Annotated in this window: 18 protein-coding genes and 2 pseudogenes; 17 read left to right on the top strand and 3 right to left on the bottom strand. The window is 61.6% G+C overall.

Annotated elements, in window-relative coordinates:
- Positions 1–24: 24 nt before the first annotated feature.
- The 8 genes and pseudogenes from AC1Z3O_RS33180 to AC1Z3O_RS33145 all read left to right on the top strand — a co-directional run bounded on the left by AC1Z3O_RS33180 (position 25) and on the right by AC1Z3O_RS33145 (position 7,011).
- The gene (locus AC1Z3O_RS33180; RefSeq protein ID WP_483521291.1) at positions 25–1,185 is read left to right on the top strand and encodes an AraC family transcriptional regulator; all 1,161 of its coding nucleotides are present in this window, start codon (positions 25–27) and stop codon (positions 1,183–1,185) included.
- Between the two features lie 31 nt (positions 1,186–1,216).
- The gene (locus tag AC1Z3O_RS33175; protein WP_483521290.1) at positions 1,217–1,459 is read left to right on the top strand and encodes a hypothetical protein; all 243 of its coding nucleotides are present in this window, start codon (positions 1,217–1,219) and stop codon (positions 1,457–1,459) included.
- Positions 1,437–2,748: pseudogene (locus AC1Z3O_RS33170) on the top strand (MFS transporter). The gene AC1Z3O_RS33175 and the pseudogene AC1Z3O_RS33170 overlap by 23 nt, the downstream one beginning before the upstream one ends.
- 203 nt (positions 2,749–2,951) lie before the next feature.
- Positions 2,952–4,022: a mechanosensitive ion channel family protein gene (locus AC1Z3O_RS33165; RefSeq protein WP_483521288.1), complete on the top strand. Its 1,071-nt coding sequence runs from the start codon at positions 2,952–2,954 to the stop codon at positions 4,020–4,022.
- Positions 4,023–4,146: 124 nt separating this feature from the next.
- Positions 4,147–5,067, top strand: coding sequence for a lysozyme inhibitor LprI family protein (locus AC1Z3O_RS33160; protein WP_483521287.1), 921 nt, complete (start codon positions 4,147–4,149; stop codon positions 5,065–5,067).
- Between the two features lie 168 nt (positions 5,068–5,235).
- Positions 5,236–5,604 carry an antibiotic biosynthesis monooxygenase family protein gene (locus AC1Z3O_RS33155; protein WP_483521285.1) on the top strand — a complete coding sequence of 123 codons (369 nt, stop codon included), beginning with the start codon at positions 5,236–5,238 and terminating at the stop codon, positions 5,602–5,604.
- A gap of 169 nt (positions 5,605–5,773) precedes the next feature.
- The gene (locus AC1Z3O_RS33150) at positions 5,774–6,634 is read left to right on the top strand and encodes an alpha/beta hydrolase (RefSeq protein ID WP_483521283.1); all 861 of its coding nucleotides are present in this window, start codon (positions 5,774–5,776) and stop codon (positions 6,632–6,634) included.
- Positions 6,634–7,011: a RidA family protein gene (locus AC1Z3O_RS33145; RefSeq protein ID WP_483521282.1), complete on the top strand. Its 378-nt coding sequence runs from the start codon at positions 6,634–6,636 to the stop codon at positions 7,009–7,011. Before AC1Z3O_RS33150 ends, AC1Z3O_RS33145 begins: the two co-directional genes overlap by 1 nt.
- A gap of 33 nt (positions 7,012–7,044) precedes the next feature.
- Here AC1Z3O_RS33145 and AC1Z3O_RS33140 read toward each other — a convergent pair whose 3' ends face one another.
- Positions 7,045–7,737, bottom strand: coding sequence for an FCD domain-containing protein (locus AC1Z3O_RS33140; RefSeq protein ID WP_483521281.1), 693 nt, complete (start codon positions 7,735–7,737; stop codon positions 7,045–7,047).
- Between the two features lie 266 nt (positions 7,738–8,003).
- Here AC1Z3O_RS33140 and AC1Z3O_RS33135 point away from each other — a divergent pair, with 266 nt between their 5' ends.
- The 9 genes and pseudogenes from AC1Z3O_RS33135 (at position 8,004) to AC1Z3O_RS33095 (ending at position 16,312) form a co-directional block, all read left to right on the top strand.
- Positions 8,004–8,984: a Bug family tripartite tricarboxylate transporter substrate binding protein gene (locus AC1Z3O_RS33135; RefSeq protein ID WP_483521279.1), complete on the top strand. Its 981-nt coding sequence runs from the start codon at positions 8,004–8,006 to the stop codon at positions 8,982–8,984.
- A gap of 144 nt (positions 8,985–9,128) precedes the next feature.
- Positions 9,129–10,181, top strand: coding sequence for a porin (locus AC1Z3O_RS33130; RefSeq protein ID WP_483521277.1), 1,053 nt, complete (start codon positions 9,129–9,131; stop codon positions 10,179–10,181).
- 75 nt (positions 10,182–10,256) lie between these two features.
- A complete protein-coding gene (locus tag AC1Z3O_RS33125) occupies positions 10,257–11,009 on the top strand; it encodes an SDR family NAD(P)-dependent oxidoreductase (protein ID WP_483521275.1) in 753 nt (250 codons plus the stop codon).
- Positions 11,010–11,042: 33 nt separating this feature from the next.
- A complete protein-coding gene (locus AC1Z3O_RS33120; protein WP_483521273.1) occupies positions 11,043–12,023 on the top strand; it encodes a Bug family tripartite tricarboxylate transporter substrate binding protein in 981 nt (326 codons plus the stop codon).
- Positions 12,024–12,103: 80 nt separating this feature from the next.
- A complete protein-coding gene (locus AC1Z3O_RS33115) occupies positions 12,104–13,510 on the top strand; it encodes an FAD-binding oxidoreductase (RefSeq protein ID WP_483521272.1) in 1,407 nt (468 codons plus the stop codon).
- A gap of 313 nt (positions 13,511–13,823) precedes the next feature.
- Positions 13,824–14,804 carry an alginate lyase family protein gene (locus AC1Z3O_RS33110; RefSeq protein WP_483521270.1) on the top strand — a complete coding sequence of 327 codons (981 nt, stop codon included), beginning with the start codon at positions 13,824–13,826 and terminating at the stop codon, positions 14,802–14,804.
- A gap of 83 nt (positions 14,805–14,887) precedes the next feature.
- A pseudogene (locus tag AC1Z3O_RS33105) lies at positions 14,888–15,325 on the top strand (MarR family winged helix-turn-helix transcriptional regulator).
- A 39-nt stretch (positions 15,326–15,364) separates the two neighbouring features.
- Positions 15,365–15,583, top strand: coding sequence for a hypothetical protein (locus AC1Z3O_RS33100; protein ID WP_483521269.1), 219 nt, complete (start codon positions 15,365–15,367; stop codon positions 15,581–15,583).
- A gap of 270 nt (positions 15,584–15,853) precedes the next feature.
- Entirely contained in the window at positions 15,854–16,312 is a 459-nt protein-coding gene (locus AC1Z3O_RS33095; protein WP_483521267.1) for a CHRD domain-containing protein, read from the top strand.
- 12 nt (positions 16,313–16,324) lie between these two features.
- On the opposite strand, the gene AC1Z3O_RS33090 is transcribed toward AC1Z3O_RS33095, so the two are convergent.
- Both AC1Z3O_RS33090 and AC1Z3O_RS33085 read right to left on the bottom strand, forming a co-directional pair.
- On the bottom strand, positions 16,325–17,017 hold the full coding sequence (locus AC1Z3O_RS33090; protein ID WP_483521265.1) for a cytochrome b/b6 domain-containing protein: 693 nt from the start codon (positions 17,015–17,017) through the stop codon (positions 16,325–16,327).
- Positions 17,018–17,238: 221 nt separating this feature from the next.
- Entirely contained in the window at positions 17,239–17,703 is a 465-nt protein-coding gene (locus tag AC1Z3O_RS33085; RefSeq protein ID WP_483521264.1) for an ester cyclase, read from the bottom strand.
- Between the last annotated feature and the right edge of the window lie 130 nt (positions 17,704–17,833).

Genomic DNA, 17,833 nt, shown 5'->3' with positions numbered 1-17,833 from the left:
GGACGCTGAACCCAGGACTCAGTCATGCCGCACCATGCGCTTTCGAAACCAATGGAGACGCGCCTCCCCCGTGACCGGCTGCCCGACGTCGCGCAACTCGCCACGCTTTGCGAGAAACGCTTCTCGCCGTCCAAGCTCGCAGTCCTGATCGCAGTTGCATCAGAACTGGGGCTGGACACCCGCGCGGTGCTGGCCGAGACGAGCCTCGATCCCGAATCCGTTGCCGACCCCTTCACGCTCACGTCGCCTCAGCAGTTTTTGACGGCGGCGCGCAACGCGCTCCGTCAATACGCTTCTTCAGACCTGGGGGTGCGGGTCGGTCGTCTGCTGCATGCTTCGAGTTACGCCATGTACGGCTACGCGATGCTCTGTTCAGAATCGATGGCCCGTGGCTTCGACTCTGCGGTCAAGTATCACCAGTTCGCGAACGGCATGCTGGAGATCCGCTGGGAAGAGCAAGGCGACACGGCATCCTGGCACTTTCCCGATCGGGAAGCGGTTCTGCTGCCCGAGCTCGACGCCCGGCTATATCACTTCCTGATCGACATGCAGTTTGCCTTGCACGCCACGATCATCAAGGACGTCATGGGCACCTGGTGCGTGCCGGCGCGCGCGCAGTTCACGCAGCCGGAACCGGCACATGCGGCACTGCTCTCCGAGGTCATCGAATGCCCGCTCGCCTTCGACCAGCCGCACAATGTACTCAGCTACCCCGGGGCATGGCTGCCGCGCGCGCCGCGGCTCGCCAACCCGATCACCGCGGCGCAGGTGTCGCAGCACTGCGCGCGCCTGCTCGACGATCTCCGCAGTCAGTCGGATATCACGCGGCGCGTCTACCAGGAACTCACGCGTACGCCGGGCCGGTTTCCGGAAATCGACGAGATCGCCGAGGGCCTGTGCATGACCGCGCGCACGTTGCGCCGCAAGCTCGAGGCCGCCGGAACGTCATACAGCGAGCTGCTGGCGAGCGTGCGCAAGGCGCTAGCGATCGACTATCTCAGCACGACCACGCTGAGCGTCGAGGACATCGCGCTGGCGCTGGATTTCAGCGATGCGGTGAGTTTCCGGCATGCGTTCAAGCGCTGGACGGGAACCACTCCAAGCGAGGTTCGGGGCACGCGAGGGGATGAGTCGGGGGTGCGGGGCGCGAAGCCCGCGAGGAAGAAGGCGGTACGCGCCGCATAGGCGCGGGCTGAGGAACCGATGGCGGGCGCTCATGACGTTGCAGGTCGCCCCGGACGGATCGCTGCCGGAGGAAACCCGCCATAGCAACACGACAAACATCGCACTTCACCTACACTTTCCCAGCACCGACGCAGTATTCTTTTATCGATGCCCGATGGAGCGCTTGAGGCCGGTAAATGTGGCTCTGCGAGCAGTTCTGGTCGGCAACCCGGATCAGATCGATATCCCAGATTTGCTGTTGAGCTACGAAAATGCCGGCCGCTTCTGGTCGTAATGGCTTCGAGGGCAGTGACCGAACCATGTTGTATTTCGGTTGCATGACCCTGTTCATCGCTCTGGCATCTCCGGGCGGCTTGCTGGTCGATATACAGACGTCGTACATACTCAAAAACCAGCTTCACGCGACGGCAACGCAGATCTCGATATTCCGCCTGGTGACGGGCATACCTGTTTACCTGGCGTTCGCGTTTGGCCTCGCGCGCGACCATTGGAATCCACTGGGGTTGCGGGATCGCGGCTTCTTCCTGATTTTCGCTCCGGTGACCGCGGTGGCATTCATCTGGATGGCATCTTCGGGTTTCTCATATGAGAGACTGATCGTCGGGGTGATGCTGGCGATGCTGTCGTCCCGCTTTGTCGCCGCAGCCTATCAGGGTTTGATCGCACTGGTGGGCCAGGAGAAGCTCATGTCCGGGCGCCTGAGCGCGCTGTTGAACGTGATCGGCTCCGTGCCGGTCGTAGCGGGAGCGTTCGCTTCGGGGTACATCTCCGATCATCTTGCAGCGAAAGCGGCCCTCTTCCTGGTGGCGATGTTCAATATATTGACTGCCGTGTTGGGGCTCTGGAAGCCCACTCCCGTCTTCGGTCATATCTACGAGAAGCCGCACGCCAGGCGCACCGATTTCGTTGGGAATGTCAGGCGGCTGATCAGGCATAAGGCCGTTTATCCAGCAGTTCTCATCTGCTTTCTGTGGAACTTTGCGCCGGGGGCGGCCACTCCACTGCAGTTCTATCTGGCCAACAGAGCTGCATGCATCGGATTCCGTTTACTCGTACTACAACGGGATCTTTGCTGCTGCGTTCGTCCCGACATTTTTGCTCTATGGCTTTCTGTGCAAGAAAGTACCGCTGAACAAGCTGCTGTGGTGGGGGACGATCGTCGCGGTGCCGCAGATGATTCCGCTGGCATTCATTCACTCAGCCAATCTCGCGCTTGTATTGGCGGCACCGATAGGGCTGATGGGCGGTGTCGCCACCGCAGCCTACTTCGATCTTGCGATGCGGTCCTGTCCGCCAGGCCTGCAAGGCACCTTGATGATGCTGGTGGATGGCGTGTTCGCGCTCTCGGCGCGTGCCGGCGATCTATTGGGCTCATGGATCTACAACAGCAGCGCAACGCTCGGATTCACCTACTGCGTGATAGCGACCACCGCGGTGTACGCGATGATCCTGCCCTTGATCTCGCTGGCGCCGAAAGAACTGATCGCCACCAAGGATGGCGAACGGAACCCGGAGGTCGAGGCCGAGGTGCTGAGCGAGATCCGGGAAACTGAGCCTACATAGACTCCCGCGACCAGGGCGGAATCAGCGCATACGCGGGAGCACGCTGGAGCACGCGTAGCTCGACGCCCGGCGCCAGCGGCGTCATGTGTCCACATACGCAGAACCAAATGGTTGCCCCGCCTGGCATCACAATGGCGAAACTTCTGTTCTTTTGTCCTGTCGTTACTCAGTAGTCACACCGCAAACCATGACGAAGGACGCCGATGAACCTAGCGCCTCTCCTCGCCCATCCCTGGTTCGGTACGTGGACGGCGGCCCTGATCGCTGTCGTCGTTGCACTGCTGGTGCACCGTGTCAGTGGTGTGCTGCTGTTGCGCATTACCCGCTCCGCCACCGTGCCGCACGCCATCCTCAAGAAGGCGCGCGCGCCCTCGAAGGCAGTCCTGCTGCTGCTGGCCTTGCAGACAGTCTGGCAGGCCGCGCCGGACGGACTGCGCTGGATAGACGAGGTACGGCATTTCAACGGTCTGCTGATGATTGGCGCCAGCACCTGGCTTGCGGCACGCATGATCGCCGGCTGTGCCCAAGGCGTGCTGGACCGGCACCCCGTGGATGTCGTGGACAACATGAATGCCCGGCGCATCCACACCCAGACACATGTGCTGGCGCGCATCGCCATGACGCTGGTGGTCGTGATCGGCGCGGCCATGCTGCTGCTGACCTTTCCCGGTGCCCGGCAAGTCGGTGCCAGCCTGCTGGCCTCGGCAGGCGTGGTCGGCCTGGTGGCCGGCATTGCCGCCAAGCCGGTATTCAGCAATATGATCGCCGGGCTGCAACTCGCGCTGACGCAGCCGATCCGGCTCGATGACGTACTGATCATCGAAGGCGAGTGGGGACGCGTGGAAGAAATCACGGGGACCTACGTCGTCCTGCGCATATGGGACGAGCGCCGTCTCATCATCCCCCTGCAGTACTTCATCGAGAAGCCGTTCCAGAACTGGACCCGCAACAACGCCAAACTGATGGGCTCGGTGTTCTTCCACGTCGACTACGGCATGCCACTGGCGCCGCTGCGCGCGGAGCTGGAACGCATCGTGCGTGCCGCGCCGCAGTGGGATCAGCGCTTCTTCAACCTGGTGGTGACCGATGCCACGGAGCGGACCATGCAGATACGCGTGCTGTGTACCGCGGCGTCTTCGGGGCTCGCGTGGGATCTGCGCTGTGCGGTGCGGGAAGGCCTGATCGAGTTCATGCAGCGGGAGTATCCGCAGTTCTTGCCGCGGGTGAGGGTGGAGGGAGATGCCGGGCGGAGCACGCCGGCGTCTGCGTCGTGAGCGCTTCTTTCCTTCTTCGAGTCAATTGAGCGGCGTGGCGAGGGCAGCTTCGGCGAGGGCATAGGCCACCCCACCGTTCCCAACATATTTGAGGCTATGCTCCACACATTGCGAGGAGAAGTGTATGCGCAGCACGAAGCACCCGAAAGCCGAGGACGCGAAGGCGCAAAGCTTGCTCCACCGCTTGCTGTGTGGGCTTTGTTTCACTGTGCTCATGTTTCCCGCTGTGGCGCCAGGGATGGACTTCAAGATCTACTACCAGCCACAACTCAAGCTGAAGATGGTTATCGGCGAGGGAAAGATCGAGGAAGGCGATGCAAAGAAGTTCCTGGCGCTTGCGAAAACGGCTGGCCGTGATGATGAAGGACTCGTTACCCTTGTCCTGAATAGTCCGGGAGGAAATGTCGAGGCCGCTTTCCGGCTTGTCGATGCGATGGATAAAGTACGCGTCTACACAACCGTGCCGGATAACGCCAGATGCGCGTCCGCTTGCGCATCAATCCTGTTCGCTTCAGGGGAACGCCGAAGTGTTGTTGGTACCGGTCAGCTCGGCTTTCACAGTTGCTACCGCCGCGACGGGAAAACCTACGCCGCAGACTCGCTGTGCAACGAGATAATCGCAGCAAACGCCTTGCAAAGAGGGGTCAGCCACGCAGGCATCAATCGTTTCGTCAAGCAATATGGTGCAAAAGACATGGCATGGGTCGGGCGCGACGTCGCTTGCACGTCATTGCAAGGGCTCTGCAAGCCGGGGCTGCTGGAGACTCAAAGCCAGACGAGGGATGCGTTGATGCGCAGCTTTGATTGCAGCAAGCTCATATCCGTTCAAGCGCAGCTTATTTGCGGGGATGCGGAACTTGCCCGTGTCGATAAGACATTGGCAGTCGTCTATGATCAAAAGCTAAAGACGGCGGCTAACAAGAAGCGGTTGCGAGAGGATCAACGCGCATGGCTGCGCAATTCTCGCAATGCTTGTGCCGAGAAGGCCTGTCTACTACGCAGCTATCAACTGCGCATCGATGAACTAAAGCGGATGTCGTCGTAATGGCTTGTCGATTGACGTCAGCGATGCTCAATCGTCAGAGCATGAGCGTCACCTGGCGCCGCAGCCTGCCCGGGGCGCGCCGCGCACCAACCAGTGACCAGCCTTCGATCACCGGCGATCAATCCGGCATGTCAGGCTGTCACGCCCATTCAAGCAACGGAGCTGACCATGCTGCAACTGAAGCCCCTTGACCCTTCCTTTCCCATCGAACGCCAACTGGCCGCTGATGCCGCCCCCGTCGTCCTGGTGAACGTCTTCACGCTGGATCCGGCCGATGAACTGGCTTTCCTCAAGGCCTGGCAGGACGATGCGGCATTCATGAAGCGGCAACCCGGTTTCATCTCGACGCAGCTTCATCGAGCGATCGGTGAGAATCCGACCTACTTGAACTACGCCGTCTGGGAGTCGAACGCGCACTTTCGCGCGGCCTTCGGCCAGCCGGAGTTCAGGGCAAGCCTCGCCGCCTACCCCTCATCGGCCGTCGCGTCGCCGCATCTTTTCCAGAAGGTCGCCGTACCCGGAATCTGCGTCGACTAGCGGCACGGATCCTCCCCTCCGGCGCTCATCAACGGGTTCCCGATGAGCCTCTCCTTGCGGTTGCGTGCGGGCTTTGCCTGAATTTATAAATAATTGTGTTGAGTGTAAGATGATGCGTTGTGTATATTTTCCTTCTAACCAGCAACCACCAACATAGGGAGACCCAGCGTTGAACGCTCCTTTTGACCCAGTTGAGCTTTCCCGGCAGCCTCCATTGCCGTTCGAGGCGGCCATTCGCTACGAAGAGACCGTGCTGGACTGGGCACGGACGGTGCCCGAAGACTATATTGCCGCGCGCAACCTCTCTTATGGCGCCGACCCTCACCAGCGCTATGACGTGTTTGCCAAGGCTGGCATGGCAGACGCGCCAGTCTTGGTGTTCTGGCACGGTGGTGGCTGGACGAATGGGTATAAGGAGTATGTTTCCTGCCTTGCGCCGGCGGTGGTGGAGCGGGGCTTCATGCTGATTGCCCCGGGATATCGGCTGGCACCTGCCGACCGGCTTCCGGCCGCCTATGACGACGCCCTTTCCTTGTTGACCCACCTGCGCGAGACGGTTTCACAGTGGGGGGGCAATCCGGATCGCCTTTACCTGAGCGGCCACTCAGCCGGAGGAGGCATTGCGGCCATGGCAGCCATGCGTGCGCCCGCCTGCCTGCAGCGTGCCATACGTGCATGCCTGCCGATCAGCGGCATCATGGACCTGCATCATCCGAATCCCATGCCGCAAAGCCTTGAGGAGAGGGTGTACACGCAACTCCTGCCGGCCCCCGAGTTGGATGCGGTCATGAGTCCATTGAGCTGGGCAGCAGCCAATACGGTTCCGATGGTGCTCAGCTATGGTGAGCTCGACAGCGAACGCGTTATCCGCTCGAATCGGCGCCTCTTCGAACTGCTCAAGGCCAAGGGTTTGACCGTGCGAAGCGATGAGAGAAAAGGCGAGGACCACTTTCTGACGCATACCGCGATGGTGGATGGGTCGCATCCCTGGTACGAGCTCTTGACCGATATCGCAAAGGAGACCATCTGATGATCCGCGTCGTGAATACCGGCTTGCCCAGTCTGGCGCAGCCGTTCTCATGGGCGACCAGTGCCGCTGGTCTCCTCTTTACGGCGCATGGTCCCGTCCGCTCTGACGGGACCATCGAGACTGGGGATATCGTCGATCAGGCGCGGCTCACCTTCGAGAACCTGGCGAACGCGGTGCGTGCGGCCGGAACGGATCTGGCGAGCGTCGCGCAGGTGCTGGTCACCTTGATCGACGTCGACGATGTGCCGCGCGTGGATGCCGTCTATCGCGAGTTCTTTTCGCCCCCCTATCCGAACCGCTCCACGGTTATCGCCAAGGCGCTGGTGGTTCCCGGCATGCGCATAGAGATCGTGGCATACGCCGCGCTCGCCGCTTGAACTCGGGCTGCCGGCCCTCCTGCTGGCGCTCGCTCAGTCGGTGAATCGCTGCGCGAGCGCGCGGCCAGTCTGCATCAGGTGCTCGCTGAGCAAGGCTGTCGCCGCTTCCGTATTGCGGTCCAGCACCGCATCCATCAGCGCCTTGTGCTCGGCCATGATGTCCCTCTCGAGCTGTTCGGCCGAGATCGGATAAGCAAGCCGGATACGACGGTAGCGTTCGGAATGATCGACCAGTTGTTCGTCAATGCGGAGAAGCCAGCGCGACGTCGCGCCGGCAGTCAACGCGAAATGAAAGCGGCGATGCGCAGATTCCCAGGTCTCGATGGCATCGGCATCCGCTGCCCCCGAAGGTAGTTTTGCCTTGGCGAGCCGATAGTAAGCCGCATGAATGTTGGCACCCCACTCGTCATCGCCGTTCGCGATCGCGTCAGCGAGCAGTGTCGACTCGATGGTGATGCGCGCGCTCATGAGATCGAGCAGGTCCTTCTTCGACAGCCGCGAGACGCTGAATCCTCGCTGTCCCTCGTTGCTGACCAGATCCTCCCCGCATAACAACATCAGCGCCTCGCGGATGGGGCTCAAGCCGAGTCCATACCGCTCCTGCAACGTCTGCAGGCGCAACTTGGCTCCAGGCGCCAAGGCACCGGAAATGATGTCGCCGCGAAGCAGGGTGTAGGCCTTCTCGGAAATCGTTTGCGCCGGCGCTCGCCGCACCGGTTCTTGCATTGTCGGGTTCATAGGATTCGGAATCGGGAGACACCCTGCCCGCAGCGTTCTTCGAAATTTGGGCGCTGGTTCGAAATTCTACAGGCAGTGCCCAGCATCACATCGTTGCGAGTCGCTGCTGCTCATCTCGTACTCATCTCCTAGGGTAAACCTCGTTCTTATTCCGACAGCATGAATTTATAATTTTTTCTGTTCTGATATGAGACGTTGATCCATATATAAAACAAGACGCGGCCATGACGAGACTGCGCACCACTGGAGACTGCATGACATCCCATCGTCGTAAATTTCTCGCCACCCTGGCATTGGCGGCCACGGCACCGGGCTGGGCGATTGGCGCGCCGGCCTATCCATCGAAGCCGATCACGCTGGTCGTGGCCTATCCTGCGGGCGGTGACACGGACGTGCTGGCACGGCTATTCGCTGAAAAGCTGACCGCGCGTGTCGGGCAGCCAGTAGTCGTTGAGAACCGCAGCGGAGCGGCAGGCAGCATCGGCAGCGCCTACGTCGCCAAATCCGCGCCGGACGGCTATACCCTGCTTGTTGCGCCCAATACGCTGGCCATCGCGCCGCTCGTCCTCAAGCCCGGGACCGGAGCCAGCTACGATCCCACCAAGGATTTCAGTCCTATCGTCGAACTGGGCAAGCAATCACTGTTCGTCATCGCGAACAAGCAATCCGGCCTGACCAAGATGTCCGATCTGGTCGCTCAGGCGAAGGCCGGCCGACTCGAAAGCTATGCCAGTCCGGGCAACGGTTCGCCTATGCACATCCTGGGTGAACTGTTCAACAGGGCTGCCGCTGTGAAGATCACCCAGGTCCCCTACCGGGGAAGTGCGCCCGCCATCGTCGATCTCCTGGGCGGGCAAGTCCCGATCATGTATTCGACCCTCGGTCCGGTATCGCAGTATTTCGCCTCCGGCAAACTTGCCCCGCTGGCAGTAGCGGATCGAACTCGCTCGCCATTCGCACCCAACGTACCGACGCTGCAAGAACTCGGCTACCGGGATGTGGAAGTCGGCGCATGGCAGGCAGTGCTGGGCCCCAAGGGCATGTCCGCCGAAATCGTAGGGATGCTGAACAAGCACCTCAACGAGATTCTGAAAATGCCTGAGGTGGTGGCGCGCATGGCGACGATCGCCACGACACCGGTCGGCGGCAATCCGGATTCGCTGCACAGGCTGATCGACGCGGACTACGCCAGGTATGGCGCGCTAGTCAAAGAGTTCCGCATTCAGGCGGACTGACTCCCTCCCTCAGTTTCTGACACCTGGCCGCCCGGATCCCACGGATTCCGGGAGGTACCGCCATGCCCGAAAACTGAATTTATTTTTTCTTTGTCTTCTTATTTATTAATCGTGGCGAGCCATCGCACGAGGTAAAGAACCAACATGAAACGCGCAGTTGCAGTTCTCCTTGCCAGCGGTAGCGCCGGCATGGCGTGGGGCCAAGCCTCGAACATCACCCTGTATGGGGTGGCCGACGTCGGTATTGTCCATGAAAGCGGTGCCGCGGCAGGGGCGGTCACCAAAGTGACCAGCGGCATGATGTCCGGATCGCGTTTCGGCATGCGCGGACGCGAGGAACTCGGCGGCGGCGCTGCGGCGTTTTTCACCCTCGAGGGCGGCGTGATGATGGACACCGGGGCGTCCGGACAAGGCGGCTTGCTGTTCGGTCGCCAGGCATACCTGGGCCTGGATAGCAGGATCGGGCGCCTCACACTGGGCCGCCAATACACCACGCTGGCGCTGGCCCAGGCGGAATACGATCCCTTCGTCACCGGCCTGGCCGGCACGTCGGCCAACCTGATTTCCGCGGGCGGGCGCGGCGGCTCGAACCGGATGGATAACGGAATCAAATACAACTTGCCGACCGCCCTGGGCGGGCTGGAGGGCGAGCTGTCCTACGCGCTGGGCGAAGTCGCGGGGCGTGCCGCAGCCAATGCCCAGTATGGCGCCGCGCTGGGGTATGCGAGCGAGCGCTTCTCGGGCCGGATTGCCTACGCTGACGCCCACGACGCCAACGGCCCGGGCAAGAATGCACGCGAAGTTTTCCTGGGCGCCAAGTACGACTTCGGTCCATTCGTGGGCTACGCCAACTTCGTGATCAACAGGGGGGCGATCGTACCCGGCACACCGAACTACAAGTCAGAAGACTACCTGCTCGGTGCGCAGATCCCCGTTGGCGCCGCCGGCCGCATCAGTGTTTCGTACATCTACAAGAACGACCGCACCGCCGACAACAACGACGCACAGCAATTCGGCATCGGATACGTGCACAGGCTGTCAAAGCGCACCAGCCTGTACACGTCCTACGCGCATATCTGGAATCGCGCACCGAACACAGCCGCTACCGGCTTCTACCGTGTCTGGAACGCCAACGATGTCGGCAATCCAGGGGCGGGCAATTCCGCGTTCAGCGTCGGCATGAATCACATCTTCTGAGTTGCGGCAGAACCTTCCCCATGACGAACCCACTGCGACGGCTGTCGCAGATGCCCTTTGAGAGAGGAGAAAACGATGAATTCATTCAATCTAAAAGACTCGTCCCACGAAGTCGCATTCGTAACCGGCGGTGCTTCTGGCATCGGACGGGCCACGGTTGAGCGCCTCGCGCGAGATGGTTTCCGCGTTGCCGTCATCGATCGCAACGCGAACGCCGTGAGTGACACCGTATCGACGCTGCAGGCTGCGCAACTGGATGTGGTGGGCTATCCCTCGGATGTCACCGATCGCCATGGAATCGCGCATGCGATGGACGCCGAGGGTCGCGTCGATGTCGTCGTTTGCGCTGCCGGCATCTACAAGCCGTGTACCTTCGATGAGGTAACGGACGAGGACTTCCGCCGTACGCTGGAGGTCAACCTGATCGGCGTGTTCATTCCCGCCCAGGAAGGCGCGAGAAGGATGCGAGAGGGTGGGCGGATCGTCACCGTATCCTCCCGTGGTGCGCTCGGCGGGCTCGGTTTTCCCGACTACGTCGCTTCGAAAGCCGGTGTCATCGGACTGACGCGCGCCATGGCCATGGAATTGCGCCAGAAAAAGATCGCAGTCAACTCGATCGCGCCGGGATTCACGGATACCCCGATGACCCGCTCGATGCCGCCCGAACAATACGCCGCAGCCGCCGCGCTGGAACCGAGCGGTGCCCCGGGTTCTCCGGCAGACATCGCAAACGCGATCGCCTTCTTTGCCTCGCCCGGCACCCGTTTCATCACCGGGCAGACCCTCTTTGTCGATGGCGGCAAATCCCTTGGTGGCCTCGGCATCTGATTGCAGCCTATTCCATTCCTGGTGAGTATTGCGATGAAGACGCACTTCTCTTTGGCAAGACGGATTGTCTGTGCATCCCTGGCGATGCTGGCGCTGCAGTCCGGCGCGGCGATTGCCCAGAGCGGCAAGCCCATTCGGCTCATTGTCGGGTTCTCGGCGGGCGGCGGCACCGACGTCGTCGCACGGGTCCTGGCGGACAAGTTGAAAGACGAGCTGGGCGCCCCGGTGATCGTGGAGAACCGGCCCGGCGCCGGTGGCCAGGTGGCAGCGCAGGCGCTGAAGTCGGCGCCTGCCGACGGCACCGCCTTTTTCTTTACCAACGACCATACCATCTCGATTCTCCCGCTGGTGATGGCGAACCCCGGCTTCGCCCCCTCCCGCGACTTCACGCCGGTGGCCGGTGTCGCAACCATCGTTTCCGCGCTCGCCCTCGGACCGGAATCCTCGGCGAAGTCGTTCGCGGAATACCTGACCTGGATTCGTGGCCAGGGTGGCAAGGGAAGCGTCGGCATCCCCGCCCCCGCATCCGTGCCGGAGTTCATGGTCAAAGCCATCGCCGATCACTACAAGCTCGATCTCGTGGGCGCGCCGTATCGCGGCGCAGCACCCATGCTGAGCGATGTCATGGGCAGGCAGATCGCCGCAGGAATTGCCTCGATCAACGACTTCGTCGAGGCGCAGAAGGCCGGCAAGATCCGCATGGTCGCCATCTCGGGCAAGACGCGGCACCCGATGTATCCCGCCGTGCCGACTTTCTCCGAGATCGGCGTCCCCGGCTTCGAGCACTCTCCCTTCTACGCGTTGTATGCGCCGATTGCCACGCCGAAGCCGGTCGTGGAACGAGTTTCCACCGCATTGAAAAAGGTGCTGTCTGATGCTGCCGTAAAGGAGCGCCTGACGTCGCTCGGCCTGTCCGTCGAATACGCGTCGCCGCGCGATATGGAAGCACGCGAACGCGAGTACTCGAAAGCGTGGGCCGCAGTGATCAAGGCCAGCGGCTACCAGCCCCAATAAGGGAACCTGGCGGGAGCCGGCCCAGCAGCCATGCTTCAGGCGACCTGGCCGGCTCGCGCAGCAATCGATCAGGAAACTTCATGTCGACACGAACCGTTTCGGAACTCAAAAGCGCGCTCACGTCCGTACTGGACGCTTCCGGCTTCCTGGCACCAGAGGAATGCGGTGAGCGCTACCTGACCAACTGGGCTGGCGCCGTTGCGGCCCCGGTGCCCGTGCTGCGGCCTGCCACCCCGGAAGCCGTGGCAGCCGTGGTTCGCGTACTGCACGGCCTCGGCCAGCCCGTCGCCATCCAGGGTGGAATGACGGGGCTGGTAAGTGGCGCTTTGCCGCGTCCAGGAGAGCTCGTACTAAGCCTGGAGCGGTTAAGCCAGATCGAGTCCATCGACAGGATCGGTTCGACCATGACTGTCCAGGCTGGTGTTGCACTCGAGACCGCGCAAACGGCGGCACTGGAAAATGACCTGTACTTTCCGGTCGACATCGGCAGCCGGGGTTCGTGTCAACTGGGCGGCCTGATTGCCACCAATGCGGGCGGCAATAACGTGCTCCGCTATGGAATGACGCGGAACTCTGTATTGGGACTCGAAGTGGTGTTGCCGGATGGGCGAGTGCTGTCACACCTTTCGCCGCTTCGCAAAGACAACACCGGCTACGATCTCAAGCAGCTCTTCATCGGCAGCGAGGGCACGCTCGGCATCGTCACCCGTGCCGTGATTTCGCTCGAACCCGCGCTGCCGAACCGCTACACGGCATTGGTGTCGGCGGCCGACTTCGCCCAGGTCATCGAACTGTTCCATGCCTGCCGCAAGCACCTCGGCGCGAACCTGACGAGCTTCGAAGTCATGTGGCGGGACTACTATGACATCGTGGTCGACAAGCTGCGCGTATCGCGGCCCATCTTTGATGCGCCCGGAAAGGTGATCGTCCTGGTCGAGATGATGACGGCCGATGCGACAGAGCATGCGGAAGTGCGCTTTACCGAGGTGCTTTGCAACTTCCTGGAGCAGCATGACGGCAGCAATGCCACGATTGCGCAGTCGCTGGCAGAAGCACAGGACTATTGGCGCTTGCGAGACGCCTCCGGCGAGGCGGCACGCGAGTTCACGCCCTATGCGGGCTTCGACGTCAGCCTGCCCATTGCTGCGATGGAGAGGTGGGTGGAGGAAACCTGGGCCGCCTTAAGGCGGCTTGGCGTGACCCGCACCCAGTTCTATGGCCATCTGGGAGACGGCAACCTGCATCTCGTGGTCCCGGTTACCGTGGGCGAGCGCGACCTTAGAGCGCAGATCGAGGCGCTGGTCTATCAATCCATCGGACGGATCGGCGGCTCCATCTCCGCGGAACACGGCATCGGCATGGAGAAGAAGAAGTCGCTGGGATACACCCGGTCTGACGTGGAAATCGACCTGATGCGGACCCTGAAGCAAGCGATAGACCCGCAAGGGCTGTTCAACCGTGACCGCATCTTTGACATGCCTGCCTGAGTTCTTGGCGTTCACGTTCGTCTTTGAAGGTTCGCCCCACATCTGTCAACCACGGGAACGATCGTTCGTTGCTGTGGAACGCAAAGAGAAAGCGTGAGCAGATTGAACGCGCCAGATGGATGTGATACGGGAGCAACTTTCGTCCTTCTGCGCTCAGTCGTCGTGTAACGCCGTGAATGGAAGGTTCAATCGTATGTTGAGATGCCGTGCCAACGCCTGCTTCGCATCGGTATTGCTTGTCGTTGCCCTGTCCGCTTGTTCGGCTGTGACGCAAAAGGCAGCCGTGCATGCTCCGATTCCCGGGCAGGCGGGGATGCAGAACACGCGCCAGACGTGGCCGTCGGATGAACGGGTCGCCCAGCTTCGTGCCGCTCCGGCGCTCTGGGCGGAACTGCGGACGTCATGCGAGAAGAACCAGAACCATCTTCCGCAACCGGTCGCTGATTTCGCGCCGCCGCCACACTATGTCGATCCAAAAGGAGAGGCCCGGATGGCCGGCCCGCTTGAAGCGGACGGCAAGATTGCCTATCAGGAGGCGCTTTGCTATGTCCTGAGCGGAGATCCCCGCTATGCACGGGCAGCCGAGGGGATTCTCGACGCCTGGGCGACGAGCGTGCGCCAGATCGCCCCGGGTCAAGGGGCGGCTGACTTCAATTTCTTCTTTCCGCGGTACGCCCTTGCGGCTGCGATGCTGCGTCGGGACAAGGGGTGGGACGATACCGCCTTCAAGGCATTCCTGCGCCAGCAGGTGCTGCCGCTTTCGGTAGCGGGCCGGTCCAACAATTTCGGCAACTGGGGTGTGTTCCTCGAAGCCAGCAGTGCCCTCTATCTGAATGACCACGCGCAGCTGCAACGCGCGGCGAACCGATGGAGCGCGCTCATGATGTCGCAGGTCGCGCCGGATGGATCGCTGCCGGAGGAAACGTGCCGCAGCGACACGACAAACTACTGCGGTGGCCCGGACAAGGGCATCAGAGGGATCGCCTATACGCACTACACCTTGCTTCCGACCACGCTCGCTGCGGAGATCCTCCGCAATGCGGGCATCGACGTCTATGCCGAAGCAAGCGGCCGCAAACTGGCCGCAGCCTATGCACGGGCAGCCGCATGGACCTTGCATCCCGAAACGTTCCCCTACTACGCGAGCAATGACGGCCGTTTGCAGGGCGTGCGGACAGCAGCGTATTTCCAGGTGTTGCAGCATAGGGTGCCATGCCAGGACGGCGCGGAAGTGCTCAGCCAAGGGCATCTCACGATGGATGGCTACGAACTTAGCCTGCTGTACGGGATGTGACCTGCCTGTGCCGGTGGCCGGATAGGCAGGCCGCACGCCTTCGCCGCCGGCACCTGGGCGACCGCTTCTGCTGTGTCATATCCATGAAACAACCCGATCTGTGGTTTGCGCTCATGCGATCGCATCGGGCGCTGATACGCGAGATTGATCGGCGTCTTTCGGACGCGGGTCTTCCGGCGTACGCGTGGTACGACGTGCTGTGAGGTATCGAAAGCGGAACGGACGGCAGCCACCGGATGCATGAGCTGGCCGACGTGCTTGCGATCGAGCGCTACAACCTTACGCGCCTGGTAGATCGACTCGAGCGAGAGGAGCTGGTAACGCGCACGCGTTCGACGGAGGACGGCCGTGCGGCGTTCGTGACGGTCACGCGACAGGGCAGGGCGCTGCGCAAGAAGATGTGGGCAGTCTATGAGACTGCCGTCAACGAGCTGTTTCTTGCTCAGTTCAGGCAGGAAGACATTGAGCGCTTCTCACGCGCATTGGACGCGGCAGCGGCGAAGGCGGGTCGGCCAAGATAGCCACCTCTTTTCCACGTTCTCTTATCGGGATCACGCATCATGCGGCTCATCCATGTTCGTGGGCGGAGTCAAGATACAGGTGCGGGTATCAGCAATCCCGGGTTCAAACACCAGGCTGATTACATCGAATTCTGGTTGAAGTTCATTGGTGTGGAGAACGTTAAGAGCCTTGTAGTGGAGCACACCTGGGATGCCAAGGCACAGGAAACCATCGAACGAGGGAAAGCTCGAGCGATTGCGATGGCCGTGGATTTCTAATCCTGGGGAGCGCCAGCGTAGGCGAGCGGAGCCTCCTGCATCGACACGAGTGGCAGGTTTCTCGGAGCGGCGACTGATCGCTCAGCAGCCAACTACTGCGCTGGATTTGATAGTTGGCACGGCCTATCCTTTTTGGGATTAGCGTTGGCAGCAGGGTAGCTGACGAATCTCCCAGGAGTTGGAATCGTCGGCAGCGGGCACTCTCGCCGCCATGAAACGACAGCAGATGGCCTCTGCTCAGCCCGTGCAATACCAGACAGGAGATATCAAATGCCTGCTTCGCTTTTGCGGAGAGCTCTCCTAGGGCTCTCCGGCCTCGCCTTGGCGGGGTCGATGACGTTGGCGCAAGCGGCGCCAGTCTCATTCACCGTGCCACTCACCGGGGCGCAGGAGGTGCCTCCTGTCGAGACCAAGGGAAGTGGCTCCGCCGACCTCACATTCGACCCCAGCACTCGGGTCGTCACCTGGACAATCACGCTCATCGGTCTGCCCAGTGAGCCGACCATGGCGCATATCCATGGGCCTGCCACAGCCGGGAAGAACGCTGGGGCGAAGGTCTGGCTTTCCGGGAAAGGCGCTGCGGTCACCAGCCCCCTGAAGGGCCAGGCCACGCTGTCCCCGGCCGACGCGCAGGAGTTCCTTTCCGGTGAGATGTACATCAACGTGCACACCAAAGACCATCCGGCTGGCGAGATCCGCGGCCAGGTACTGCCACCGAAGGGTCCTTGACCGTGTTTCGGCTCAGAGATACGCGGTGAGAAGCGCCGCTGCGGCGGCGCCAATGCCCAGTAGAAGCAGCGCCAGCATGGCTGGCGCCAGTCGCGGCGTGGCGATGTGCGTCGGCAATCTCTTGAGGCCAGTCAGCATGGGAAGCAGCAGGTTCTGACCCTTGGCCACCGCGTATAGCGCAATGGCCAGCACGTGCAACGCCACCGCTGCCAGCAGCACGTTCCACAGGATTGCGTGGAGCGCCGTGATTGCGTTGGCAATCGATGCGGGAACCCATTCGGTGAGCGGCCCTTTGTCCGCGATATCGTTGTTGATGTAGATGCCGCTCAGCGTCTCACCCAGCATCAAAGCAAGCAGTAGCAGCACCATCCAGCCTCCCGCCGGATTGTGGCCGACTTGCAGGTCGGCTTCGCGGCGGAACATGTGTCGCAGATGGCGACATGCGGCGGCGGGCGAAGCCAGAAAGCGCTGGAACCGTGCGGTTTCGCTGCCGAAGCAGCCCCAGAGCAAGCGGAAAAGCACCAGCGCGAACAGCGTCTCGCCGATCCGCGCATGCCAGTCCATCCAGTTCAGCCTCCAGGTCACATAGGCTGCCACTACTAGCAGCACCGCCAGCCAGTGGAACAGCCGTACTGGCAAGTCCCAAACTAGCACGGGGCGGGGATCTGGTTGCCCTGGTGGGTTGACCGGTCCTTCAGGTTTCATATGTCGGGCCTCCCGCAAGTGAGTCGGTCCGAGGTAATGGTCGCGTGCTGACTAAAAGTCACGGCCATGGCGGGCGATGTAATGTGCCGCTGGCGCCGTGCCACCTTCAGTTTCAAGAGTGGTTTCTGTCAAGTCAGCTTGCCTTGTGCCCGCTTCCGCAGCGCAAGGCTTGATCGTGAGGCGGCTCAGTCGTGCGCTGGGGCGTGCGGAGGACCACCTGCTCAGCCGTCACGGCGCCCAGCGGCCTTTGCGGCAGCGGCTAGAACGTCCCCAGTTCGAAGGCCAACTTGCCGGCAGAGTCCTGCGATATCGAATAGGAGTTTCTCGCCTTGCATTTTTCCCTCGACAAACGGCACGACGTTATGGAATGCGCAGGTGAAACTCCGGCCGGTTGGTGCAAGGCCGAGCCACGCGCCACTGAGCGTCCCATGAACGGTGCCCCAAGTCACGAACACGTTGTCCGCATAGGCGAACCCCTCCGAGGATGGAGAGAGATCGGGAAACGCTAGAAATAGCGCTTCGTACGATTTACGAACTGCTATTCGGCCTTCCGCGCGCACGCCAAGAGCTACGTTCTCCAGAAAGCAGTGGTCGGCAAACGTGGCGACGACTGCGTCCAGATCCCTGGCCTCTTCAACCCTCCGGTGCTCCTCGTACGCGCGCTTCATCTGGATTGGCGTCATCATTCAAGAACCCTCCGCGAGAACCCGTGTCGCTGTGGCGAGCACGAACGGCCAACGCTCGACATAGGGCTCCGTTAGGCCGCAAAGATACTCTGCATTCTAGAAAGAGATCGACGGCATAGCAGGTGAGTTT

Source organism: Cupriavidus sp. 09_S30 (assembly GCF_056930435.1).
This window is presented reverse-complemented; position numbering and strand designations above follow the sequence as displayed.

Bases quoted from the DNA above. Each gene is read 5' to 3' on its own strand.
- AC1Z3O_RS33180 (WP_483521291.1), top strand. From the start codon at position 25: ATGCCGCACCATGCGCTTTCGAAACCAATGGAGACGCGCCTCCCCCGT.
- AC1Z3O_RS33175 (WP_483521290.1), top strand. From the start codon at position 1,217: ATGACGTTGCAGGTCGCCCCGGACGGATCGCTGCCGGAGGAAACCCGC.
- AC1Z3O_RS33165 (WP_483521288.1), top strand. From the start codon at position 2,952: ATGAACCTAGCGCCTCTCCTCGCCCATCCCTGGTTCGGTACGTGGACG.
- AC1Z3O_RS33160 (WP_483521287.1), top strand. From the start codon at position 4,147: ATGCGCAGCACGAAGCACCCGAAAGCCGAGGACGCGAAGGCGCAAAGC.
- AC1Z3O_RS33155 (WP_483521285.1), top strand. From the start codon at position 5,236: ATGCTGCAACTGAAGCCCCTTGACCCTTCCTTTCCCATCGAACGCCAA.
- AC1Z3O_RS33145 (WP_483521282.1), top strand. From the start codon at position 6,634: ATGATCCGCGTCGTGAATACCGGCTTGCCCAGTCTGGCGCAGCCGTTC.
- AC1Z3O_RS33140 (WP_483521281.1), bottom strand. From the start codon at position 7,737: ATGCAAGAACCGGTGCGGCGAGCGCCGGCGCAAACGATTTCCGAGAAG.
- AC1Z3O_RS33135 (WP_483521279.1), top strand. From the start codon at position 8,004: ATGACATCCCATCGTCGTAAATTTCTCGCCACCCTGGCATTGGCGGCC.
- AC1Z3O_RS33130 (WP_483521277.1), top strand. From the start codon at position 9,129: ATGAAACGCGCAGTTGCAGTTCTCCTTGCCAGCGGTAGCGCCGGCATG.
- AC1Z3O_RS33125 (WP_483521275.1), top strand. From the start codon at position 10,257: ATGAATTCATTCAATCTAAAAGACTCGTCCCACGAAGTCGCATTCGTA.
- AC1Z3O_RS33120 (WP_483521273.1), top strand. From the start codon at position 11,043: ATGAAGACGCACTTCTCTTTGGCAAGACGGATTGTCTGTGCATCCCTG.
- AC1Z3O_RS33115 (WP_483521272.1), top strand. From the start codon at position 12,104: ATGTCGACACGAACCGTTTCGGAACTCAAAAGCGCGCTCACGTCCGTA.
- AC1Z3O_RS33110 (WP_483521270.1), top strand. From the start codon at position 13,824: ATGCAGAACACGCGCCAGACGTGGCCGTCGGATGAACGGGTCGCCCAG.
- AC1Z3O_RS33100 (WP_483521269.1), top strand. From the start codon at position 15,365: ATGCGGCTCATCCATGTTCGTGGGCGGAGTCAAGATACAGGTGCGGGT.
- AC1Z3O_RS33095 (WP_483521267.1), top strand. From the start codon at position 15,854: ATGCCTGCTTCGCTTTTGCGGAGAGCTCTCCTAGGGCTCTCCGGCCTC.
- AC1Z3O_RS33090 (WP_483521265.1), bottom strand. From the start codon at position 17,017: ATGAAACCTGAAGGACCGGTCAACCCACCAGGGCAACCAGATCCCCGC.
- AC1Z3O_RS33085 (WP_483521264.1), bottom strand. From the start codon at position 17,703: ATGATGACGCCAATCCAGATGAAGCGCGCGTACGAGGAGCACCGGAGG.